The sequence below is a fragment of the Streptomyces mirabilis genome, from assembly GCF_018310535.1.
Lineage (GTDB): Bacteria > Actinomycetota > Actinomycetes > Streptomycetales > Streptomycetaceae > Streptomyces.
Map to the genome: position 1 here is coordinate 1648722 of NZ_CP074102.1, position 18967 is coordinate 1667688.

Below are 18967 nucleotides of genomic sequence, written 5' to 3' on the forward strand. Positions count from 1 at the left end.
AGCGAGGAGACCACCATGACCGCCCTCCCCGACCACCGCCGCCTCGGCCGTGAACTGGACCTTTTCGACTCCGATCCCCTGATGGGCGCGGGCCTGCCCTACTGGCTGCCCGACGGCGCGGCCGTGCGCCACGCCCTGGAGGAGTACGTCCGCGACGCCGAGCGACGCGCGGGCTACCAGCACGTGTACTCACCGGTGCTGGGCAAACGAGAGTTGTACGAGATCTCCGGGCACTGGTCGCACTACAGCGAGGACATGTTCCCGCCGATGGAACTCGGCGGCGAGCAGGTGGTGCTGCGCCCGAGCCTGTGTCCCCACCACGCGCTCATCTACCGCTCCCGCTCCCACAGTTACCGCGACCTCCCGCTCCGCATGGCCGAGTTGGGCGGCATGTACCGCTCCGAGCCGTCCGGTGTCCTCGGTGGCCTCACCCGCGTACGCGCCATCCAGCTCAACGACGCGCACCTCTTCTGCACCCTGGAGCAGGTCGCCGAAGAGGCGTCGGCTGCACTGGAGTTGATCCACCGGGCGTACGAGGCGATGGGCATCCGCGCGGCTCGCCACCGGCTCTCCCTGCCGGGCCCCGGCGGCAAGTACGTCGCCGACCCCGAGCTGTGGCGGCGCTCGGCGGCGCTGCTGCGCGAGGTGCTCGACCACTCCGGGGTGGCGTACGAGGCCGTCGAGGGCGAGGCCGCGTTCTACGGCCCCAAGATCGACGTCCAGATCGCCGATCCGGCGGGCCGGGAGTCCACCCTCTCCACCGTCCAGATCGACTTCCACCAGCCCGAACGCTTCGACCTGCACTACATCGGCGCCGACGGGGCGAAACACCGGCCGGTCATGGTCCACCGCAGTGTCATCGGCAGCCTGGAGCGGGCTGTCGCCCACCTCATCGAGGCGCACGGGGGCGCCTTCCCGCCCTGGCTCGCCCCGACCCAGCTGGTGGCGCTGCCCGTCTCCGACGCGCGGGCCGAGGTCGAACAGGCGGCTGATCTCGTACGCCGCTGCCTGGACCGGGGCCTACGAGCCCGGCTCATCACCCCTGACCAGGGCACCCTGGGCGCCCGGATCCGCGCCGCCCGTCTGGTCCCGTACCAGGCGGTGATCGGCCCCCGGGAGACCGCGGCCGACGAGATCGCCCTGCGCCTGCGCGACGGCCGCCGCCTCGACCCGCAGCCGGCCACCGAGGCGCTGGACCGCATCACCCGTCTCGTCCGCGCCCACAGCACCGAGCTGATCGACTAGATTTCCGCGCCGTGGACAAACTGCAGGTACGCCGACGGTGGTTGAGACTGCGGTGGCGGTCGGTGGCCGTGCTGGGAGCGGACTTCGCGCTGGCCGGGGGCGGGGCGCTTTAGGCGGAACTCCGCCCGGTGTTCCCGCAGACGGACAAGCGGGCCTGCTCCGACAGCACCGTGCCGCTGACGGAGCAGTCCGACGCGGTCGCGCCGGCACTGCCCGAGCACGCGACGGACCTGCGCTACGACACCGACCGTCTCCGCCCACGGGCCGGGACCCCGACGGGCACGACCGGCAGGACGGTCCTGAGGATGGAGTTCCGCGCCAGGTCCGTCGACGTCCAAAGGTGGCTGACCGCCAACCGTCTGCCGAAACCGACCGGCTTCGACACCTGGGGCGGGCCGGAGGCACTCGGTGCGACCTGCGGGGTCCTGGAGGACGGCTTCTCGGACCGGCAGACCACGAGCGGGCGGCTCGCGCCGACCGTGACGACCCGGTACGGGCTGCGCCTCATCGTGAACATCGACCCCGACAGCCGTCCGGAACCGGCCGTCCTGGTCACCCTCCAGGAGGCCTGAGCACGACTCGCGGCCACCGGGCTCCCGCCGCACCATCGAGGGACACGGCCGGAAGGGGTACGCGGTGGCCAAGAAGGACGGCAAGAGCACGAAGGACGGCGAACGGCGCAAGGGCAGGGACCCGGCCCCGCTGCGCCGGCCGCTGCACGCGGACACGGGAAAAGGGAACCGGCGTACGAGACCGGCGTGTGTTCCGCCGGGTCCAGCCGGGTGACTTCCGTGCCCCCGTCGCCGGGCACGTGTGGACAATGGGCGAATAGTCTGGTTTACCCACATATCTTCATCGGGTGATGATTCCAGTACGACGATTCGCCGCGACCTGCGCCCTCGGCGCACTCGGGGTCGCGCTCGCCGCCTGCGGGACCCCAGGAACCCCGCACGCCGCCCGCCCAGGGCATCCCGCGTCGGCCTCGGGCAGCGCAAACGCCCAGCCCTCGCGACCCCCCACACTCGCCCCCGGCTCCAGCGGTATCACCCCCGTCTTCACCAACGGTCCGCGGACGCAGGACAAGACCGTCGCGCTGACCTTCGACGCGGACATGACCGCGAACGAGGGGCCGCGCGCCGCGGCCGGGGAGCACTTCGACAACCCCGAACTGATCGCCAGGCTGCGCGCGTTCAAGGTGCCGGCGACCCTGTTCATGACCGGACGCTGGGCCGACGAGTACCCGAAGGAGGCCAAGGACATCGGGCAGGACCCGCTCTTCGAGGTCGCCAACCACTCGTACAGCCACTACGCCTTCACCGACAACTGCTACGGCCTGCCCACCGTGCCCCAGGAGCGGATGCGGGCCGAGGTGGAGGAGGCCTACGCCGCCTTCAAGAGGGCGGGCGTGCCGCACGCGATGCCCTACTTCCGGTTCCCCGGCGGGTGCTACGACCAGCAGGCCCTGCGCACGCTGAGCGCCGTGGGCGTGACCGCCGTGCAGTGGGACGTCGTCAGCGGGGACGCCTTCGCCACCGACGCCGACGCCGTGGCCCGTCAGGTGCTGGAGGGTGTGAAGCCCGGATCCGTCGTCGTCATGCACTGCACGCGCAGCGCGGCTCCGGTGACCGAACAGGCCCTGCGGACGATCGTCCCCGAGCTTCGGAAGAAGGGTTTCCGCTTTGTGAAGGTCTCCGAGATGATCGGCTCGGCGACGCAAGGCGAGCGGAACGGCACCACGTAGGCGCGCTCCGGTCCCGGCCTACGCTGGGACCATGAGCGACGACTACTACGCCACCCCGGCGGCCCCCGCCCCGGCACCGGACCCGACCGACGCCGGGCCGCCGTTCGCCGAGTGCGTGCTGTGCCGGAAGCCGACCGAGTACCCGGAGTCGTACAAGGGGATCACGCTGTGCCCCGTCTGCGAGTGGCAGGAGGCACAGCGGACCGCCTGCTCCGGGTGACGCCGACCGCTCGCCGAAGAACCGATCTTCCGCCTGGCACACTGGAGGGCGTGAGCAGCGACCCGACCGTAGCCGACGCACCCGGCCGACCCGACGTACCCGGCTCGGCCGAGGACAGCCCCTTCCGATCCGAGCGCACCGCGCGCGATGAGGCCCCGCAGTTCGTGCTGCCGCTGGTCGTGCACATCGAGAAGGCCGCTCCCCCGGCACGCACGGACGCGCTGGAAGCCGCGGCCCGCGCCGTGCTGACGATCCTGAGCGATGAGCGGGCCCTCGGGGACGGCGAGTGGGCGCAGGTAGTGCGGGACTGGCAGGACGCCCGGATCCGCAAGGTCGTACGAAGGGCGCGCGGCGCCGAGTGGCGGCGGGCCGAGGCTCTGCCCGGCATCACGGTGACCGGGAAGTCCGCCGAGGTGCGCGTCTTCCCGCCGGTCCCCCTGGACGGCTGGCCGAAGGACCTGGTCAAGCTCCAGGTCTCCGGCACCGACCTCGACGACCCGGAACCTCCGGTGGACGCGGACCCGACGGCGCCCGTGCTGTGGCTCAACCCCGATCTCGACATGTCGGCCGGCAAGACGATGGCGCAGGCCGGGCACGGCGCGCAGCTGGCCTGGTGGGAGCTGTCGGACGAGGAGCGGGCGGCCTGGCGCGACGCCGGTTTCCCCCTCGCCGTCCGCACCGCCGACCCGGCCCGCTGGGGTGAACTCACCACCTCCGGGCTGCCGTTGGTGCGCGACGCGGGCTTCACTGAGATCGCGCCGGGGTCGTGCACAGTGGTTGCCGACCATCCGGCGCTGCGCTCCTGACCGATCCCGACCGACCCTGAGTGACCTACGGACCCGAGGAGGCGCGATGGCCGGGACCCGGCTGGACGGCAGGGTCGAACGTGGCAACCGCACGCGGCAGTTGGTGCTCCGCCGCACGGTCGACATCGCCTCGGTCGAAGGACTGGAAGCACTGTCCGTGGGCCGTCTCGCCACCGACCTCCGGCTCAGCAAGAGCGGGGTCTTCGCGCTCTTCGGATCCAAGCAGGAACTCCAGCTGGCCACCGTGCGGGAGGCGGCGCGCATCTACGTCGAGCAGGTGATCCGGCCCGCGTCCGAGACCCCCGCCGGTGTCGCCCGGACCTGGCGGCTGTGCGAACTCTGGCTGGACTACTCCCAGGGCCGGGTCTTTCCCGGCGGCTGTTTCTTCTACGAGGTCATCGCCGAGTTCGACGCCCGGTCAGGGCCCGTGCACGACGCCGTCGCGGAGGCCCAGCGGGACTGGGCGGCCCATGTGGAGCACACCATCACCGAGGCGCGCGACCTGGGTGAGTTGCACTCCGACACGGATGCCGCGCAACTCGCCTTCGAGCTCATCGCGTTGATGGAGACGGCGAACGCGGTGTCGGTGCTGCGCGACGAGACGGACGTCTATCGCAAAGCCCGCGTCGCCATCCTTTCCCGGCTGCGCGCGGCGGCGACCGACCCGTCCCTCGTGGCCGAACTCTCCTGACCTGACGAGCTCTCCCGATCTGCCGAGCTCTCCCGGCCTGCCGAGCCTTTGACGCGGGAACCTTCACGGCCGAAAACAAGTAGCACGATCGTTCGCTCAGTTTTATGCTCGGACGCATGACATCGACCGGAATGGACACCGGAGTGGACATCGTCGAGCTCGACCGGATCGCCGTGTACGAGTCGCTGCGGCTCGTCGGGCTGGCGCGGGGCACGGACTGGGAGCGGGACACACCGTGTGCGGGGTGGACGCTGCGGCGGCTGGTGGCGCACATGGCCGCGCAGCACCACGGGTTCGCGGCCGCCGCCCGGGGAGCGGGGCACGAGACGGCGTACTGGCGGGAGCCGGAGGACATGAGCGACCCGGAGCGGACCTACCGGGGAGCGGCGACGGCGGTGCTGGCCGCGTTCGCCGAACCGGGCGTGACGGAGGGGGAGTTCGTACTTCCGGAGATCAGGGACGGGGGCGGGTTCCCCGGCGGGATGGCCCTCGGCTTCCACTTCGTCGACTACGTGGTGCACGCGTGGGACGTCGCCGCCACGCTCGGCGTCGGGCTCGAACTGCCGGACCACGTGCTCGGGGCGGCCCTGACCGTCGCCCGCCTCGTACCGACGGATCCGGCCGGTCGCGGTCCGGGATGCGCGTTCGCGCCGCCGGTCGACGTGCCCATGGGCGCGGACCCACTGGACGAGGCGCTGCGGCTGCTCGGACGTACACCGGAGCAGTGGCCGCTGTCGGGCGACGGCACGGATCCACAACGGATTTGACCTGAACCGAGGGTTCGCTTTAGCCGTGCTTGAACATTCCCGGTGCCCCGCACGTATCTCACGTCGCTGGCCAAGTACAGGTTTCCAACGACCAGTTGGTTTCCCCCGGGAGGCTCATTTTGCGGCGTATCAATGGTTCTGCCTTCGTCATCGCGGCGCTCGCCGCCACTGTCGGCGCGCTCGCGTTCCCTGTGTGGTCGTACGCCGATCGCGCCGGCACGGGGCAGGCGAATCTGGCGGCGGGGACCGTGAACACACAGTGGGGGCCCCTGTCCGCCTCCGACCGCGACCTGATCGTGCGCGTGCGGCTGGCCGGACTCTGGGAACTGCCGGCGGGGCAGCAGGCGATCGAGCGGGCCCCCAACAAGGCGATCAAGGAGGCGGGCGACCACCTGATCGTCGGCCACACCGACCTCGACAAGCGGGTGCGGGTCATCGCGGCCCAGCTCAATGTCGAGCTGCCGAACCAGCCGAACGCGCAGCAGCAGGGCTGGCTGCAGGAGATGACCGCGGCGACGGGCGCGGAGTACGAACGGAAGTTCGTGAACCTGCTGCGGGCCGCGCACGGCAAGATCTTCCCGGCGATCGGCGCGGTCCGTAACTCCACCCGCAACTCGCTGGTCCGGCAGCTGGCCTCGGACGCCAACCAGACCGTGCTCGACCACATCACCATCCTGGAGAAGACCGGGGCCGTCGACTTCGACGCCATCGCCAACGACACGGCCGCCCTGTCGACCGCGAGCCCCACCGGTCCTCCGGCGCCGGTCGCCGGCGTCACGGCGCCGTCCGCGCCGCCGGTGCAGCCGGGCAACGGCGTCGTCGCCACGTCGAGTCCTTCGCCCGCGCCGCCGGGCCAGGTCAACACCGCCCGGCCGGAGCCCTCGGATCCGGACAACGTGCTGCGGTAGCCGGTGCGTCCGTCGGCGCCTCGGGGCGTCGGCGGAACCTCAAATGTTGCTCTGAACGTCCGGCGACATGGGTTCGGCCCCGCTTACCGGGGCCATGACTCCGTCACGCCGGAACACGGGTCCGTCGTAAGGAGACAGCGGCCAGGATCGCAGCCGGGGTTCGAGCGGTGACGCAGGAGGCGACATGACACAGCAGAGGCGGCTGGGGACGGGAATCGGGTGGCGGCCGGAGATCGCCGAGGCCGTGGAGCGCATGCCCGGCATCGACTGGGTCGAGGCCGTGGCGGAGAACCTGTGCCCCGGGCATCTTCCCGAGTCGCTGCTGCGGCTGCGCGAGCGGGGCGTCACGGTGGTGCCGCACGGGGTCTCGCTCGGCCTCGGCGGCGCGCACCGGCCCGAGGAGTCCCGTCTCATCGCCCTCGCGGAGCGGGCCGAGGCGCTGGGCTCGCCGCTCGTCACGGAGCACATCGCGTTCGTACGGGCCGGGGGCGCGCTCACCGCGTCGCCGTCGCTGGAGGCCGGGCACCTGCTGCCGGTCCCCCGCACCCGGGACGCCCTCGACGTGCTGTGCGAGAACGTCCGTATCGCGCAGGAGGCCCTTCCCGTCCCGCTCGCGGTCGAGAACATCGCCGCGCTGATCTCCTGGCCCGGGGAGGAGATGACCGAGGGGCAGTTCCTGTACGACCTGGTGGACCGCACCGGCGTACGCCTCCTCATCGACGTGGCCAACCTCCACACGAACCACGTCAACCGGGCCGAGGATCCTTCGAAGGCCCTCGACGAGCTCCCCGTCGAGGCCATCGCCTACGTCCACGTCGCCGGCGGCTTCGAACGGGACGGCGTCTGGCACGACAGCCACGCGCACCCCGTCCCCCGGCAGGTCCTCGACATCCTGGCCGACCTCGCCTCCCGTGTGACCCCACTGGGGGTCCTCCTGGAACGCGACGAGAACTTCCCGGCCCCGGACGAACTGGAGAGGGAGCTCGGGGCGATCAGAGTCACCCTGACGAAGGCGCGGGCACGGGTCGTGACGCCGTCCCAAACCCCGGCGAGCCCGCACTCCGGTGAGGCCGCCGCCACTGCGAGCGGCGCCCCCGGGGCAGCCGGGAGCGACGCGGCCGGCGTGGCCGTGGGTGCTCGGCAGCGGCTTGCGCTCGGGCAGGCCGCCCTGCTGTCCGCGCTCGTCGCGGGTACCCCCGTGCCCGAGGGGTTCGACCGGGGGCGGCTGGGTGTGCAGGCGCGGGCGCTCGCGGCCAAGCGGGCGGACGTCGTCGCGAAGGTGGCGGCGGAGCTGCCGGAGATCCTCGGGGACGCGTACCGGCCGGCGTTCCTCGCGTACGCGCAGGGGCATCCGATGAGCGGTGGGTACCGGCGCGACGCGTTGGACTTCGCCGCATACACGCTGCTCGCGGGAGACCCCGAGGACGCTCAGACGCGGCGGCGGCTGCGTGCGTGGTGGCTGGAGCGGTCCGGCCCGACCCCGCCGTCGCAGCGGCCCACGGCCCGGCTGGCCCGTGCGACCCGACGGGTACTGATGCGCCGCTGACCCCGCCCGCGCCACCGGCGCTGACGCGCCCTACTACGCACGCCGTAGTGGCTCGCCCCGGCAGAGTGTGCCGGGGTTAACACCAAGCCCCGCCCGGCCGGATTCCGTGTCTGGTTTCCTCGGTTTCCTGACGGTATGGAGTCCGGTCGAACTACCCCATTAGGCGCCTTCCTCCCACCCGGCAACCCTTTCTCCTCGTACGGCAGTTGGCGTAGCGCCCGAAGTAATATGCCAACCCCGCACCCGTAGCGCACCAGCGTGCGGTGCCGCAACAGGAGGCACCATGCGATCCATCAACCGCACCGGATTGGTCAGTGGGACAGGACTCATCATCGCGGCCCTCACCGCGACCCTCGTCGCGCTGATCTTTCCGATCTGGTCGTACGCGGACCGCGCCGGCACCGGCCTGGACACCCTGAACGCCCAGTCCGTGTCGACGCAGTTCGGTCCGCTGTCCGCACTGGACCGGGAGTTCGTCACCAAGGTCCGGCTCGCCGGACTGTGGGAGCTGCCCGCCGGCCAGCAGGCCGAGGAGCGCGGCACCACCCAGGCCGTGAAGACGGCGGGCGCGCACCTCGTCGAGGGCCACACGTTCCTGGACGCGCGCGTCCGGAACGTCGCCGCACGGCTCGGACTCGAACTCCCGAACCAGCCCAATGCCCAGCAGCGCGGCTGGCTGGCCACGCTCGACGCCGCGCACGGCACGGACTACGACCGGAAGTTCGCGAACATTCTGCGCCGGGCACACGGCAAGGTCTTCTCCGTCGTCGCCCAGGTCCGCGCGAACACCCGCAACTCGCTCGTACGGGACCTCGCCGACGACGCGAACACCACGGTGCTCGACCACATCAAGGTCCTCGAAGCCACCGGGTACGTGGACTTCGACGCCCTCGCCCAGGACGCCGCGACCGCGAGCCCGCCCCCACTGACGGCTTCCCCGGCCCCGCCGGGCCCCACCCGGTCCCCGGACAGCCCCGTCCCCGTCACCCCGTCCGGAACCTATCCGCTGCCCCCGGCCGCGTCCCGCCCCAAGGGCTAGGACCTGTCCGGCGGACCCTGCCGAAGACGCGGCCCCTTCTCGAGCACCGGAACGTCACAGAGCCACAACGCTCCGTCCATATCGTGGGCATACCGTGGCGCGGGCCTGGACTCTTCGCGTAGAAACACGCCATGTTCTGGGTCCTTCTCCTGCTCCTGGCCTGGGCCGCAGCCGGTATCTCCTGCACTCGGCTGTGCCTGGCCGCCGTGCGCGCGGCGGCGGTCGACGCCGACGCGGCGCGCGGACACCACCTCACGCTGTACGAGGCGGCGTTCCTGTCCGGCGGCCCCGCCCGGGTCGCCGATCTGACCCTGGTGTCGATGGCCCGTCAGCGGCGGCTGCTGCTCGCGCACACGGGCTGGGCGACCGTCGTGGACCCGCGCGGGCGCGACGAGATGGAGCGCTCGGTGATAGGGGCGATAGGCCCGCAGGGGCAGTCCCGGATAGCGCCCGTACGGGCGAGCACGGCCACCGCGGACTCCGTACGCCGCCTCGCCGACCGTCTCGTCGCCGCGGGCCTCGCCGTGCCCGACGGCGCCCGCACCACCGTCGCGAGCGCCATCCGCCAGGTCCAGGCCGCCGCCGCGGCCGTCCTCGCGCTGGGCGCCGTCGCCGTGCTGATGCCCTCTCAGGCCCGGGCGAGCGAGAACGACGTGCCGATCGCCGTGTGGTTCTCGCTGCCGCTCATCCTCACCGTGAGCTGCCTCGCCATCGCCCGCATCGAGGTCCACCCGTACACGCGCTGGGCCTCCCCGGCGGGACAGCGGCTGCTCGGCACCCTCGCCCGGCACCCCGACGCCACCGGCGACGACCGTACGTACCTCACCTCGGTCGCCGTACGCGGCGTGCGCGCGGTCGGCGAGCCGGAGCTGCGCGCGGCCTTCGCGCACCGCGACCGAAGCCCCGAGGGGCAGCGCTGACGGCGCCCGAGGGGGCGCATAGGGGTCATTGGGGCCGACACCGGCACCAGGTGCTTTACTTCATCAACTGACGAACCAAACATCCCTTTTGTCGCTGCCGTGCGCCGAAGGGGATACGCGATGAGAGCTGCCGTCCTGTACGGAACCACCGGGTCCTTGCTTCTGAGCGGCCTCATCGCCGCCCCCACGGGCGGTGCGGCGGCCTGGCCGGACCCCGCGGCCTCCCTCGAGGCGCGCGGCACCACCGTCGCCGCCGCCCGCGCCGCGACGGCCGGCATCCACTGGGGCGCGTGCCCCAAGGGAGACGACCTCCCGGTCGCGATGCGCTGCGGCACGGTCACCGTACCGCTGGACTACGCGCAACCCGACGGCAAGAAGATCAAACTGACCGTCAGCCGCGCCGTCGCCACCGGCAAGGACCTGCGCAACTCCAAGCACAAGGTGCCGCGTCGGGGCTCCCTCGTCTACAACCCGGGCGGCCCGGGCGCGTCCGGCATGTACTTCCCGCTGATCGGCTTCCTCCCCGAGTGGAAGCGCATCGCGGCCGCGTACGACCTCGTCGGCTACGCCCCGCGCGGCGTGGACCGCTCGGCCCCGTTGTCCTGCGAGGACCCGAAGCACTTTCTGAAGGGGCCCGCGCAGTCGCCGACGTACCCCTCGGAGACGTACAAGAAGGAGCGCATCGCGGAGGCACAGGCGTACGCCCGCGGCTGCCTCAAGCGCTCCGGGCAGGGCATCCGGCACTACACCTCGCTCAACAACGCCCGGGACCTCGATGTGCTGCGCGCCGCGCTGGGCGAGCGGAAGCTGACGTTCATGGGGGCGTCGTACGGCACGTACTTCGGCGCCCTGTACGCGACGCTCTTCCCCTCGCACGTACGCCGGATGGTGTTCGACTCGGCGGTGAACCCGGACCCCCGGCAGATCTGGTACCGGAACAACCTCGACCAGTCGGTCGCGTTCGAAGCCCGTTGGGCGGACTTCCGCGCGTGGATCGCCAGGCACGACAAGGAGTACGCGCTCGGCACCACGCCCGAAGCCGTGCTGCACAACTACGAGAAGGCGCGGGCACGGCTCGCCGCGGCGCCCGCGGGTGGCAAGGTGGGGCCGCGTCAGTTGCAGGGCGCGTTCCTGGAGGCGGGGTACTTCGACGACTACTGGCCGCAGCGCGCCCTGGCGCTGTCCGCCTATCTGAAGGGCGACCCGAAGCCTCTGATCCAGCAGGCCGGGCCGCATCCGGAGGCGTCGGCCGAGGCGGAGAACGGCAACGCGGTGTACACGGCCGTGGAGTGCAACGACGCGGCCTGGCCGACGGACTGGCGCACCTGGGACCGTGACAACACGCGGCTCGCGCGTGTGGCGCCGTTCGAGACCTGGGACAACGTGTGGATGAATCTGCCGTGCGCGTACTGGCCGGTGCCGCGGCAGAAGCCCCTCGATGTGCGGACGCTGCCCGGGACGCTGGCGCCGGTCCTGATCCTGGCCGCCGAGCGGGACGCGGCGACGCCCTACGCGGGGGCGGTGGAGCTCCAGCGGCGGCTGTCCGGCTCGGTCCTGGTGACCGAGAGCGGCGCCGGGACGCACGGGATCGCGGGCGGGCCCAACCAGTGCGTCAACGGCTACCTGGACGCGTATCTGCTGGAGGGCCGGCTCCCGAAGCGGCGCACGGCGTGCGCGCCGCACGCGGAGCCGAAGCCGGCGGCGCCGGATGGTGACAAGACCACCCGGCACGACACGGAGGCCCCGGAGGACCCGAAGACGACCCGTCAGGCCCCCTGATCAGGCGAGACCGGCGACCAGCTCGGCCACGGACTTACGGCGGCCGGTGTAGAACGGGACCTCCTCGCGGACGTGCATGCGGGCCTCGGAGGCGCGCAGGTGGCGCATGAGGTCGACGATGCGGTACAGCTCGTCGGCCTCGAACGCGAGCATCCACTCGTAATCGCCGAGGGAGAACGAGGCGACCGTGTTGGCGCGCACGTCCGGGTAACCGCGGGCCATCTTGCCGTGGTCGGCGAGCATGCGGCGGCGGTCCTCGTCGGGCAGCAGGTACCAGTCGTAGGAGCGCACGAAGGGGTAGACGCTCACATAGTTGCGCGGCGTCTCGTCGGCGAGGAACGCCGGGATGTGCGAGCGGTTGAACTCGGCGGGGCGGTGCAGCGCCATGTTCGACCAGACCGGCTCCAGGGCGCGGCCCAGCCTGGTGCGGCGGAAGAGGTTGTACGCCTCCTGGAGCTGGTCGCTGGTCTCGGCGTGCCACCAGATCATCAGGTCGGCGTCGGCGCGCAGCCCCGACACGTCGTACGTGCCGCGGACGGTGACGTCCTTCGCGGCGAGCTGGTCGAAGAGCTCCTGGACCTCGTCGGCGAAGCCGGCGCGGTCCTCGGGCAGCACGTCCTTCAGCTTGAACACGGACCACAGGGTGTAGCGGATGACCTCGTTGAGGTCCTTGGCCAGCTTGCCCTTGTTCGGGACCCTGCCGGACTCGGTGGTGGGGGCGTCGTCACTCATGAGGCTATTCTCCCGCTCCGCCGTGCAGACTCTGCACCGGGTTCGCCCTCAGCGCCTCCAGTCCGGCGCGGTCGCCACCGAGCTGGTCCACGGCGGCGTACGCGCTCGCGACGCACGCGGGGATGCCGACCCCGTCGTACGCCGCGCCGCAGACGGCGAGCCCCGGGAGCTTGGCCACGTGCTCGCGGACGCGGGCCACGCGTGTGTGATGCCCGACCGGGTACTGCGGCAGGCCGTCGTCCCACCGGGTCACCCGGGTCGCCACGGGCTCGGCGGCCAGGCCGGTGGCCTCGCGCAGGTCGTGCCGGGAGACGTCCACGAGGTCGGCGTCGTCGCGGCCCAGCACCTCCGTCTCGCCGTACCGCCCGACGGAGGTGCGCAGGACGAGCAGGTCGGGGTTCTCCTCGGCGATCCAGCCCCACTTCTGGGAGGCGAAGGTGGATGCCTTGATGGTGTGGCCGTCCACCGGCGGCACCAGGAAACCGCTCCCTTCGGGGAGGGTGATGTCCGCGCGCCGGTAGGCGAGCGTCACCAGCGCCATGGAGGCGTACTCGACACCGGCCAGCTCGGTGGCCGCCGCGGGCGCCTCGGCCCTCAGCAGGGCGGCGGCCGCGCCGGCGGGCACCGCGACGACGACCCCGTCCGCATGCAGGACACGGCTCCCGGCCACCACCCGCCAGCCGCCGTCCTCGGCGCGGCGCAGCTCCGTCACCGTGGCACCGGTGACGATCTCGCCGCCCCGCGCGCGCACCGACCGTGCGACCGCGAGCGGCAGTTGGCCCACTCCGCCCTCGATGCCCATGAACACCGGCCCGGTCTGCTGGGCGGCAGCCGCCTTCGCCTGGATCTCACGGACGGCCTCGGTCAGGGAGACATGGGTGCGGACGGCGGTGAACAGCTGGGGGACGGCCAGCCGCATGGAGATGCGGTACGCGTCGCCCGCGTAGACGCCGCCCAGGAGGGGCTCGACCAGGCGGTCGACGACCTCGCGGCCGAGGCGTGCCGCCACGTACTCCCCCACGGCCACGTCGTCGCCGACTTCCGTGCGGGGCAGCTCGGCGTCGCGCTCGATGCGGGCCAGGCCCTCGTCGGAGAGGACTCCGGAGAGGGCGGCGGCCGTGCCGGGTACGCCCATGACGTGGCCCTTGGGCATGGGGCGCAGCGCGCCGCGCGTCCACAGGGAGGCGGTCGCGGTGGCGGGCGGCTGGAGGCGGTCGGCGAGGCCCACCTCGCGGGCGAGCGCGACCGCTTCCGGGCGGCGGGCGAGCATCGACTCGGCGCCGAGGTCGACCCGCGCGCCCGCGATCTCGCCGGGCAGCAGCTTGCCGCCGACGCGGTCCGACGCCTCCAGGACGGTCACCCGCGCGCCGCGGTCCAGCAGACGGTGGGCGGCGGCCAGACCGGCGATGCCGCCCCCGATGACGATGACCCGTCCCGTACCCGTACCACTGTCCTGTGCGTGCATGACCCCACCTTCTCAGACCCCGCTGAGGGGCCCGCCGGGACCCGGTGCCGTCGTCCGGTACGGCGGTGTCCTGCGCGAGTCCCGACCGTGACCACATCGGGATCGGATCCGGCCAACGTCGTGCCCGGCCCCGGCGTCGAAGGAGGGTCAGCAGTCACCACCCACGGGGGTACGCCCACATGCGCACACGACGTTCCGCACGAACCGGCCCGGTCCTCGCCGGGATACTCCTCGCCGCCGCCCTCGCGGTGACGGGCTGCGGCGCCGCCGGCGGTGGCTCCTCCTCCAGCGCCGACAAAGGGGCCGCGGCGGCCGCCGAGAAGGCCCGCTCGGGCGCCGCGGACAGCGCCGCCTCGGGCGCGGGCGGCGCCAGGTCCACCACCCCGTCCAAGGCCACCGGCACGTCCGTGCCGGCCGGCAGCCACATCATCCGCACCGCCTCGCTGACCCTGCGGGTCAAGGACGTGCCCAAGGCGCTGGACACCGCCCGCACCGCGGCCGTCGACGCCGGCGGCTACGTCGGCAACGAGACGACCACCCGGGACGGCGGGGGCCGCGAGCGCACCCGAGCCGTACTGCGTGTGCCCACCGACCGGTACGACGCGGTGCTCTCCTCCCTGGAGGGCACCGGGCAGGTCATCGAACGGACGGCGAAGGCGGAGGACGTCACCGACCAGGTCGTCGACGTGGAGAGCCGCGTCAAGTCGCAGCGCGTCAGCGTGGCCCGGGTCCGCGAGCTGATGGACCAGGCCACCAAACTGAGCGATGTGGTCGCCCTGGAAGGGGAGTTGAGCACCCGCGAGTCGGACCTCGACGCCCTGCTCGCCCAGCAGGCGTCCCTGAAGGACCGCACCAGCCTGGCCACCATCACGCTCTCCCTCTCCGAGGCCCCGCTGAAGGACGCCGGGAAGAAGTCCGACGCACCGGGCTTCGTGGACGCGCTCACGGGCGGCTGGGACGCGTTCGTCACAATGCTGCGCTGGATCGCGCTGGTGTTCGGCGCGGTGCTCCCGTTCCTGCTGGGCGCCGGGCTCCTCCTGGCATTGTGGCTGCGCCTCGCCCGCACGGGGCAGCCGCGCCGGCCCGGGGCCGAAGCGGCTCCCGTGAACGCGGGTTCGCTGCCGGTGGCACCGCCGGTGCGCGAAGAGGGTGGCGACGAGGACTGAAATGCCCGGTCCCCGTAGCGTGTTCGCATGAGCATGAGCCGTACGGAGCGACTGGTCGTGATCGGGGGTGACGCGGCGGGCATGTCCGCCGCGTCACAGGCACGCCGGATGCGCGGGCCCGACGAGCTGGAGATCGTGGCGTTCGAACGCGGCCACTTCACCTCCTACTCGGCCTGCGGCATCCCGTACTGGGTGGGCGGCGACGTCCCCGAGCGGAACCGGCTGATCGCGCGGAGCCCGGCGGAACACCGGGAGCGCGCGATCGACCTGCGGATGCGCACGGAGGTCACGGAGATCGATGTCGGCACGGGCCGCGTCCGCTCGCGCGACCTCGAGACCGGGGCCGAAGAATGGACCTCGTACGACAAACTCGTGATCGCGACCGGCGCCCGCCCGATCCGCCCCGACCTGCCGGGCGCCGACGCTCCGGGCGTGCACGGCGTGCAGACCCTGGACGACGGCCAGGCCCTCCTGGACACACTGGCGGCGACCGAGGGCCGTCGCGCGGTGGTCGTCGGCGCGGGCTACATCGGCGTGGAGATGGCCGAGGCGCTCATCAACCGCGGGTACGAGGTGACGGTCGTCAACCGCGGCAAGGAGCCGATGTCCACCCTCGACCCCGACATGGGCCGCCTGGTGCACACGGCCATGGAGGGCCTGGGCATCACCATGGTCAACGACGCCGAGATCACCAAGCTCCTCAGGGGGCAGGACGGGCGGGTGCGCGCGGTGGCCACCGAGGACGCCGAGTACCCGGCGGACGTGGTCGTGCTCGGCATCGGCGTACGCCCCGAGACCACGCTCGCTCGGGCCGCGGGACTCCCCCTGGGCGACCACGGCGGGCTGCTCACCGACCTGGCGATGCGGGTGCGCGGGCACGAGAACATCTGGGCCGGCGGCGACTGCGTCGAGGTGCTCGACCTGATCTCGGGACGCGAACGGCACATCGCGCTGGGCACGCACGCCAACAAGCACGGGCAGGTCATCGGCTCCAACGTGGGCGGCGGGTACGCGACCTTCCCCGGTGTCGTCGGTACGGCCGTGAGCAAGGTCTGCGATCTGGAGATCGCCCGTACCGGGCTGCGCGAGAAGGACGCGCACCGGGCGGGTCTGCAGTTCGAGACGGTCACCATCGAGTCGACCAGCCGCGCGGGCTACTACCCGGACGCGGATCTCATGACGGTGAAGATGCTCGCCGAGCGCCGCACGGGGCGGCTGCTCGGCGTGCAGATCGTCGGCGGGGAAGGCGCGGCGAAGCGGGTCGACATCGCCGCGGTGGCGCTGACCGCGGGCATGACGGTGGAACAGATGACCGCCCTGGACCTGGGCTACGCGCCCCCGTTCTCACCGGTGTGGGACCCCATCCTGGTGGCGGCACGCAAGGCGGTGGCCGCGGTACGGCGAAGCGCCCCGTAGAGGCGCGGGGAACTTCGCGACCAGCCACGACGCCCCCGCGGTCAACACTCGACCGCTACGCGCCTACGCAGACTCGTGCCCCGAGTTCCCGTTGATCCGGTCTATCGCCTGCCGCGCCTGCTCGGCCGGCGGCCGCGCCGGCAACGAGGACACCGACGCCGAGGCGGTGACGGCCGCGGGCTGCGTGGTGGGCGGCTTGGCGTGGGCGGCCGACCGCGCGGAGCGCAACCGGTGGCTGACGGCCTCGTCGAGGGTCACCGGCCGCTGCATCCTCGCCGCGAGCCGTCCGGCCTCCTGGCCGAGCGCGGCGACGTCCTCCCAAGGGAGGTGCAGCACCAGGGCGATTTCCGCCTCGCCATCGGGCAGGGCATGCATCGGAGGAGTAACTCGGTCGTTCATCGCCTGTGTCCTCACGTCTCTCGCGTCGCGTCTTCGTCGCGGCGCGGGCGGTTGAGGAGACATACGGATGCGAGGGCGGGGGCGTTCACGGATTCACCCGGCGTATCCCGGGCACTAGTTCCTCGTGGTCATCCCCGTCCATGACGTGAACCCGGTGCGCCGCACGCCCTATGTGACGTACGCGCTGATCGCCGCCAATGTTCTGGTCTTCCTCTACACGCCCGGCCTCGCGGGATCGGTGGCGGGTGACAGCGGGCTCTCCCAGCTGTGCCATCTGCACGCGTTCCTGGAGCACTACGCCGCGGTGCCGCAGGAGTTGGTCCACCATCAATTGCCCCGCCTGGTCCCGACCGGCGACGTCGGCGTCGGGGCAGGGGGTCCTGGGTGTCTGGTGGGGCCGCCGACGTACGACAAGTCGCCGCCGCTCTCGGTCCTCACCGCGATGTTCCTGCACGGCAGCTGGCTGCATCTGCTCGGCAACATGCTCTTCCTGCTGATCTTCGGCAACAACATCGAGGACCGCCTCGGACATGTGCGGTTCGCGGTGTTCTACGTGGCGTGCGGTTACGCGGCGGCGTACGGCTTCGCGTACCTCAACGCCGACTCGACCGACCCGCTGATCGGCGCCTCGGGAGCGATCGCCGGAGTCCTCGGCGCCTATCTGGTGCTGTATCCGAAGGCCAGGGTCTGGGTGCTCGTCCCGTTCCTGGTCTTCCTGCCGCTGCGGCTGCCCGCGTGGCTGGTGCTGGGCTTCTGGTTCGCGTTGCAGGCGGTGTACTCGTCCGGCGGCGGCGTCTCCACCGCCGGAACCGTGGCGTACGAGGCCCACGTGGTCGGCTTCCTCGTGGGGATGCTGCTGGCCTGGCCGCTGCGCCCGGGCACCCCGCCACCGCCGGAACCGCGCAGCCTGCTGTTCGGCAGACAGGCGCGGCACAGCTGGTGAGGCACGTGGTGCTGAGCCGTGCGGCGTCCCCCGTACGGGGTCAGCGCGCGGTCTGCTGGTGGACGTACGCCACGAGGCGGGTCAGCGCGTCCGGGTCGGTGCTCGGCGGGACGCCGTGCCCGAGGTTGAAGACATGGCCCTCGAGACCGGCGGCGGCGTCCAGCACCTCGCGGGTCTTGGTCTCGACTGCCTCGGTGGTGGAGAAGAGGACGGCGGGGTCGAGGTTGCCCTGGAGCGCCTTGCCCGGGCCGACACGGCGCGCGGCCTCGTCGAGCGGGACGCGCCAGTCGACGCCGACGACGTCCGCGCCCGCCTCGCCCATGAGGCCGAGCAGTTCGCCGGTGCCGACGCCGAAGTGGATGCGCGGCACGCCGTACCCGGCCACGGACTCGAAGACCTTGGCGGACGCGGGCATCACCGAGCGCCGGTAGTCGGCGGGTGCCAGGGCGCCGACCCAGGAGTCGAAGAGCTGGACGGCGCTCGCGCCCGCCTCGATCTGCACCTTCAGGAAGGCGGAGGTGATCTCGGCGAGACGGTCGAGCAGGTCGGCCCACAGCTGCGGGTCGCCGTACATGAGCGCCTTGGTGTGCTCGTGGTTCTTGGACGGGCCGCCCTCCACGAGGTAACTCGCGAGGGTGAAAGGCGCGCCCGCGAAACCGATGAGCGGGGTCTCGCCGAGCTCGGCCGTCAGGAGCTTGATCGCCTCGGTGACGTACCAGACGTCCTCGGGGGTCAGATCGCGCAGCTGGGCCAGGTCGGCGCGGGTGCGGATCGGGTTCGCGACGACCGGGCCGACGCCCGGCTTGATGTCGAGGTCGATGCCGATGGCCTTCAGCGGGACGACGATGTCGCTGAAGTAGATCGCCGCGTCCACGTTGTGCCGGCGTACGGGCTGGAGCGTGATCTCGGCGACCAGCTCGGGCCGCATACAGGAGTCCAGCATGGCGATGCCCTCGCGCACCTTCAGGTACTCGGGCAGCGAGCGCCCGGCCTGCCGCATGAACCACACCGGCGTGTGCGGCACGGGCTCGCGCCTGCACGCCTTCAGGAAGGCGGACTCGTACGTGGCTGTCGGCGGCTGGCCCGTGGCGGGGCGGTCATCGGTACTCACGACGGAAAGTCTCGCACGCCCCGCAGCACCACAAGTGCCGGGCTCCGGTGCCCGGACCGGGCCCCTCCCGTCT

19 protein-coding genes are annotated in these 18967 nt (G+C 72.1%); 15 read left to right on the plus strand and 4 right to left on the minus strand.

All coding sequences use genetic code 11. From position 1 onward, the window contains the following. Positions 1 to 15: 15 nt before the first annotated feature. The 12 genes from thrS to SMIR_RS07415 all read left to right on the plus strand — a co-directional run bounded on the left by thrS (position 16) and on the right by SMIR_RS07415 (position 11662). Positions 16 to 1245 (plus strand): threonine--tRNA ligase, encoded by a 1230-nt coding sequence (gene thrS / locus SMIR_RS07360; RefSeq protein ID WP_212726783.1) that lies wholly within the window; start codon positions 16 to 18, stop codon positions 1243 to 1245. Between the two features lie 128 nt (positions 1246 to 1373). Further along, a complete protein-coding gene (locus SMIR_RS07365) occupies positions 1374 to 1817 on the plus strand; it encodes a hypothetical protein (RefSeq protein WP_168496653.1) in 444 nt (147 codons plus the stop codon). Between the two features lie 290 nt (positions 1818 to 2107). Continuing rightward, positions 2108 to 2986 carry a polysaccharide deacetylase family protein gene (locus tag SMIR_RS07370; RefSeq protein WP_168496651.1) on the plus strand — a complete coding sequence of 293 codons (879 nt, stop codon included), beginning with the start codon at positions 2108 to 2110 and terminating at the stop codon, positions 2984 to 2986. 31 nt (positions 2987 to 3017) lie between these two features. Continuing rightward, positions 3018 to 3206: a hypothetical protein gene (locus tag SMIR_RS07375; RefSeq protein WP_168496650.1), complete on the plus strand. Its 189-nt coding sequence runs from the start codon at positions 3018 to 3020 to the stop codon at positions 3204 to 3206. A gap of 50 nt (positions 3207 to 3256) precedes the next feature. Further along, on the plus strand, positions 3257 to 4012 hold the full coding sequence (locus SMIR_RS07380) for a peptidyl-tRNA hydrolase (RefSeq protein ID WP_168496649.1): 756 nt from the start codon (positions 3257 to 3259) through the stop codon (positions 4010 to 4012). A 46-nt stretch (positions 4013 to 4058) separates the two neighbouring features. Then, positions 4059 to 4703, plus strand: coding sequence for a TetR/AcrR family transcriptional regulator (locus SMIR_RS07385; protein ID WP_212726784.1), 645 nt, complete (start codon positions 4059 to 4061; stop codon positions 4701 to 4703). Between the two features lie 116 nt (positions 4704 to 4819). Continuing rightward, positions 4820 to 5470 carry a TIGR03086 family metal-binding protein gene (locus tag SMIR_RS07390; RefSeq protein ID WP_168496647.1) on the plus strand — a complete coding sequence of 217 codons (651 nt, stop codon included), beginning with the start codon at positions 4820 to 4822 and terminating at the stop codon, positions 5468 to 5470. Positions 5471 to 5589: 119 nt separating this feature from the next. Continuing rightward, entirely contained in the window at positions 5590 to 6378 is a 789-nt protein-coding gene (locus SMIR_RS07395) for a DUF4142 domain-containing protein (protein ID WP_211118833.1), read from the plus strand. A 184-nt stretch (positions 6379 to 6562) separates the two neighbouring features. Next, positions 6563 to 7924, plus strand: a complete 1362-nt coding sequence (locus SMIR_RS07400; RefSeq protein ID WP_212726785.1) for an MbnB/TglH/ChrH family RiPP precursor modification enzyme — start codon at positions 6563 to 6565, stop codon at positions 7922 to 7924. A gap of 283 nt (positions 7925 to 8207) precedes the next feature. Then, positions 8208 to 8963 (plus strand): DUF4142 domain-containing protein, encoded by a 756-nt coding sequence (locus tag SMIR_RS07405; protein ID WP_168496643.1) that lies wholly within the window; start codon positions 8208 to 8210, stop codon positions 8961 to 8963. A gap of 131 nt (positions 8964 to 9094) precedes the next feature. Further along, a complete protein-coding gene (locus SMIR_RS07410) occupies positions 9095 to 9883 on the plus strand; it encodes a TIGR04222 domain-containing membrane protein (protein ID WP_212726786.1) in 789 nt (262 codons plus the stop codon). A gap of 120 nt (positions 9884 to 10003) precedes the next feature. Beyond that, positions 10004 to 11662, plus strand: a complete 1659-nt coding sequence (locus tag SMIR_RS07415) for an alpha/beta hydrolase (protein WP_212726787.1) — start codon at positions 10004 to 10006, stop codon at positions 11660 to 11662. Here the strand turns inward: SMIR_RS07415 and hemQ are convergent, their stop codons facing one another. After that, positions 11663 to 12394 (minus strand): hydrogen peroxide-dependent heme synthase, encoded by a 732-nt coding sequence (gene hemQ / locus SMIR_RS07420; RefSeq protein WP_054233999.1) that lies wholly within the window; start codon positions 12392 to 12394, stop codon positions 11663 to 11665. 4 nt (positions 12395 to 12398) lie between these two features. Continuing rightward, on the minus strand, positions 12399 to 13859 hold the full coding sequence (hemG, locus tag SMIR_RS07425; RefSeq protein WP_168496639.1) for a protoporphyrinogen oxidase: 1461 nt from the start codon (positions 13857 to 13859) through the stop codon (positions 12399 to 12401). Positions 13860 to 14038: 179 nt separating this feature from the next. On the opposite strand from hemG, the gene SMIR_RS07430 reads away from it, so the two are divergent. Then, positions 14039 to 15025: a DUF4349 domain-containing protein gene (locus SMIR_RS07430; RefSeq protein ID WP_212726788.1), complete on the plus strand. Its 987-nt coding sequence runs from the start codon at positions 14039 to 14041 to the stop codon at positions 15023 to 15025. A 27-nt stretch (positions 15026 to 15052) separates the two neighbouring features. Continuing rightward, on the plus strand, positions 15053 to 16441 hold the full coding sequence (locus SMIR_RS07435) for an FAD-dependent oxidoreductase (RefSeq protein ID WP_212726789.1): 1389 nt from the start codon (positions 15053 to 15055) through the stop codon (positions 16439 to 16441). A gap of 63 nt (positions 16442 to 16504) precedes the next feature. On the opposite strand, the gene SMIR_RS07440 is transcribed toward SMIR_RS07435, so the two are convergent. Continuing rightward, positions 16505 to 16840 (minus strand): hypothetical protein, encoded by a 336-nt coding sequence (locus SMIR_RS07440; RefSeq protein ID WP_101401515.1) that lies wholly within the window; start codon positions 16838 to 16840, stop codon positions 16505 to 16507. Positions 16841 to 16964: 124 nt separating this feature from the next. Here SMIR_RS07440 and SMIR_RS07445 point away from each other — a divergent pair, with 124 nt between their 5' ends. After that, positions 16965 to 17783 carry a rhomboid family intramembrane serine protease gene (locus SMIR_RS07445; RefSeq protein ID WP_101401514.1) on the plus strand — a complete coding sequence of 273 codons (819 nt, stop codon included), beginning with the start codon at positions 16965 to 16967 and terminating at the stop codon, positions 17781 to 17783. Positions 17784 to 17823: 40 nt separating this feature from the next. Here SMIR_RS07445 and hemE read toward each other — a convergent pair whose 3' ends face one another. Further along, a complete protein-coding gene (gene hemE, locus SMIR_RS07450; RefSeq protein WP_168496633.1) occupies positions 17824 to 18894 on the minus strand; it encodes a uroporphyrinogen decarboxylase in 1071 nt (356 codons plus the stop codon). Positions 18895 to 18967 lie beyond the last annotated feature (73 nt).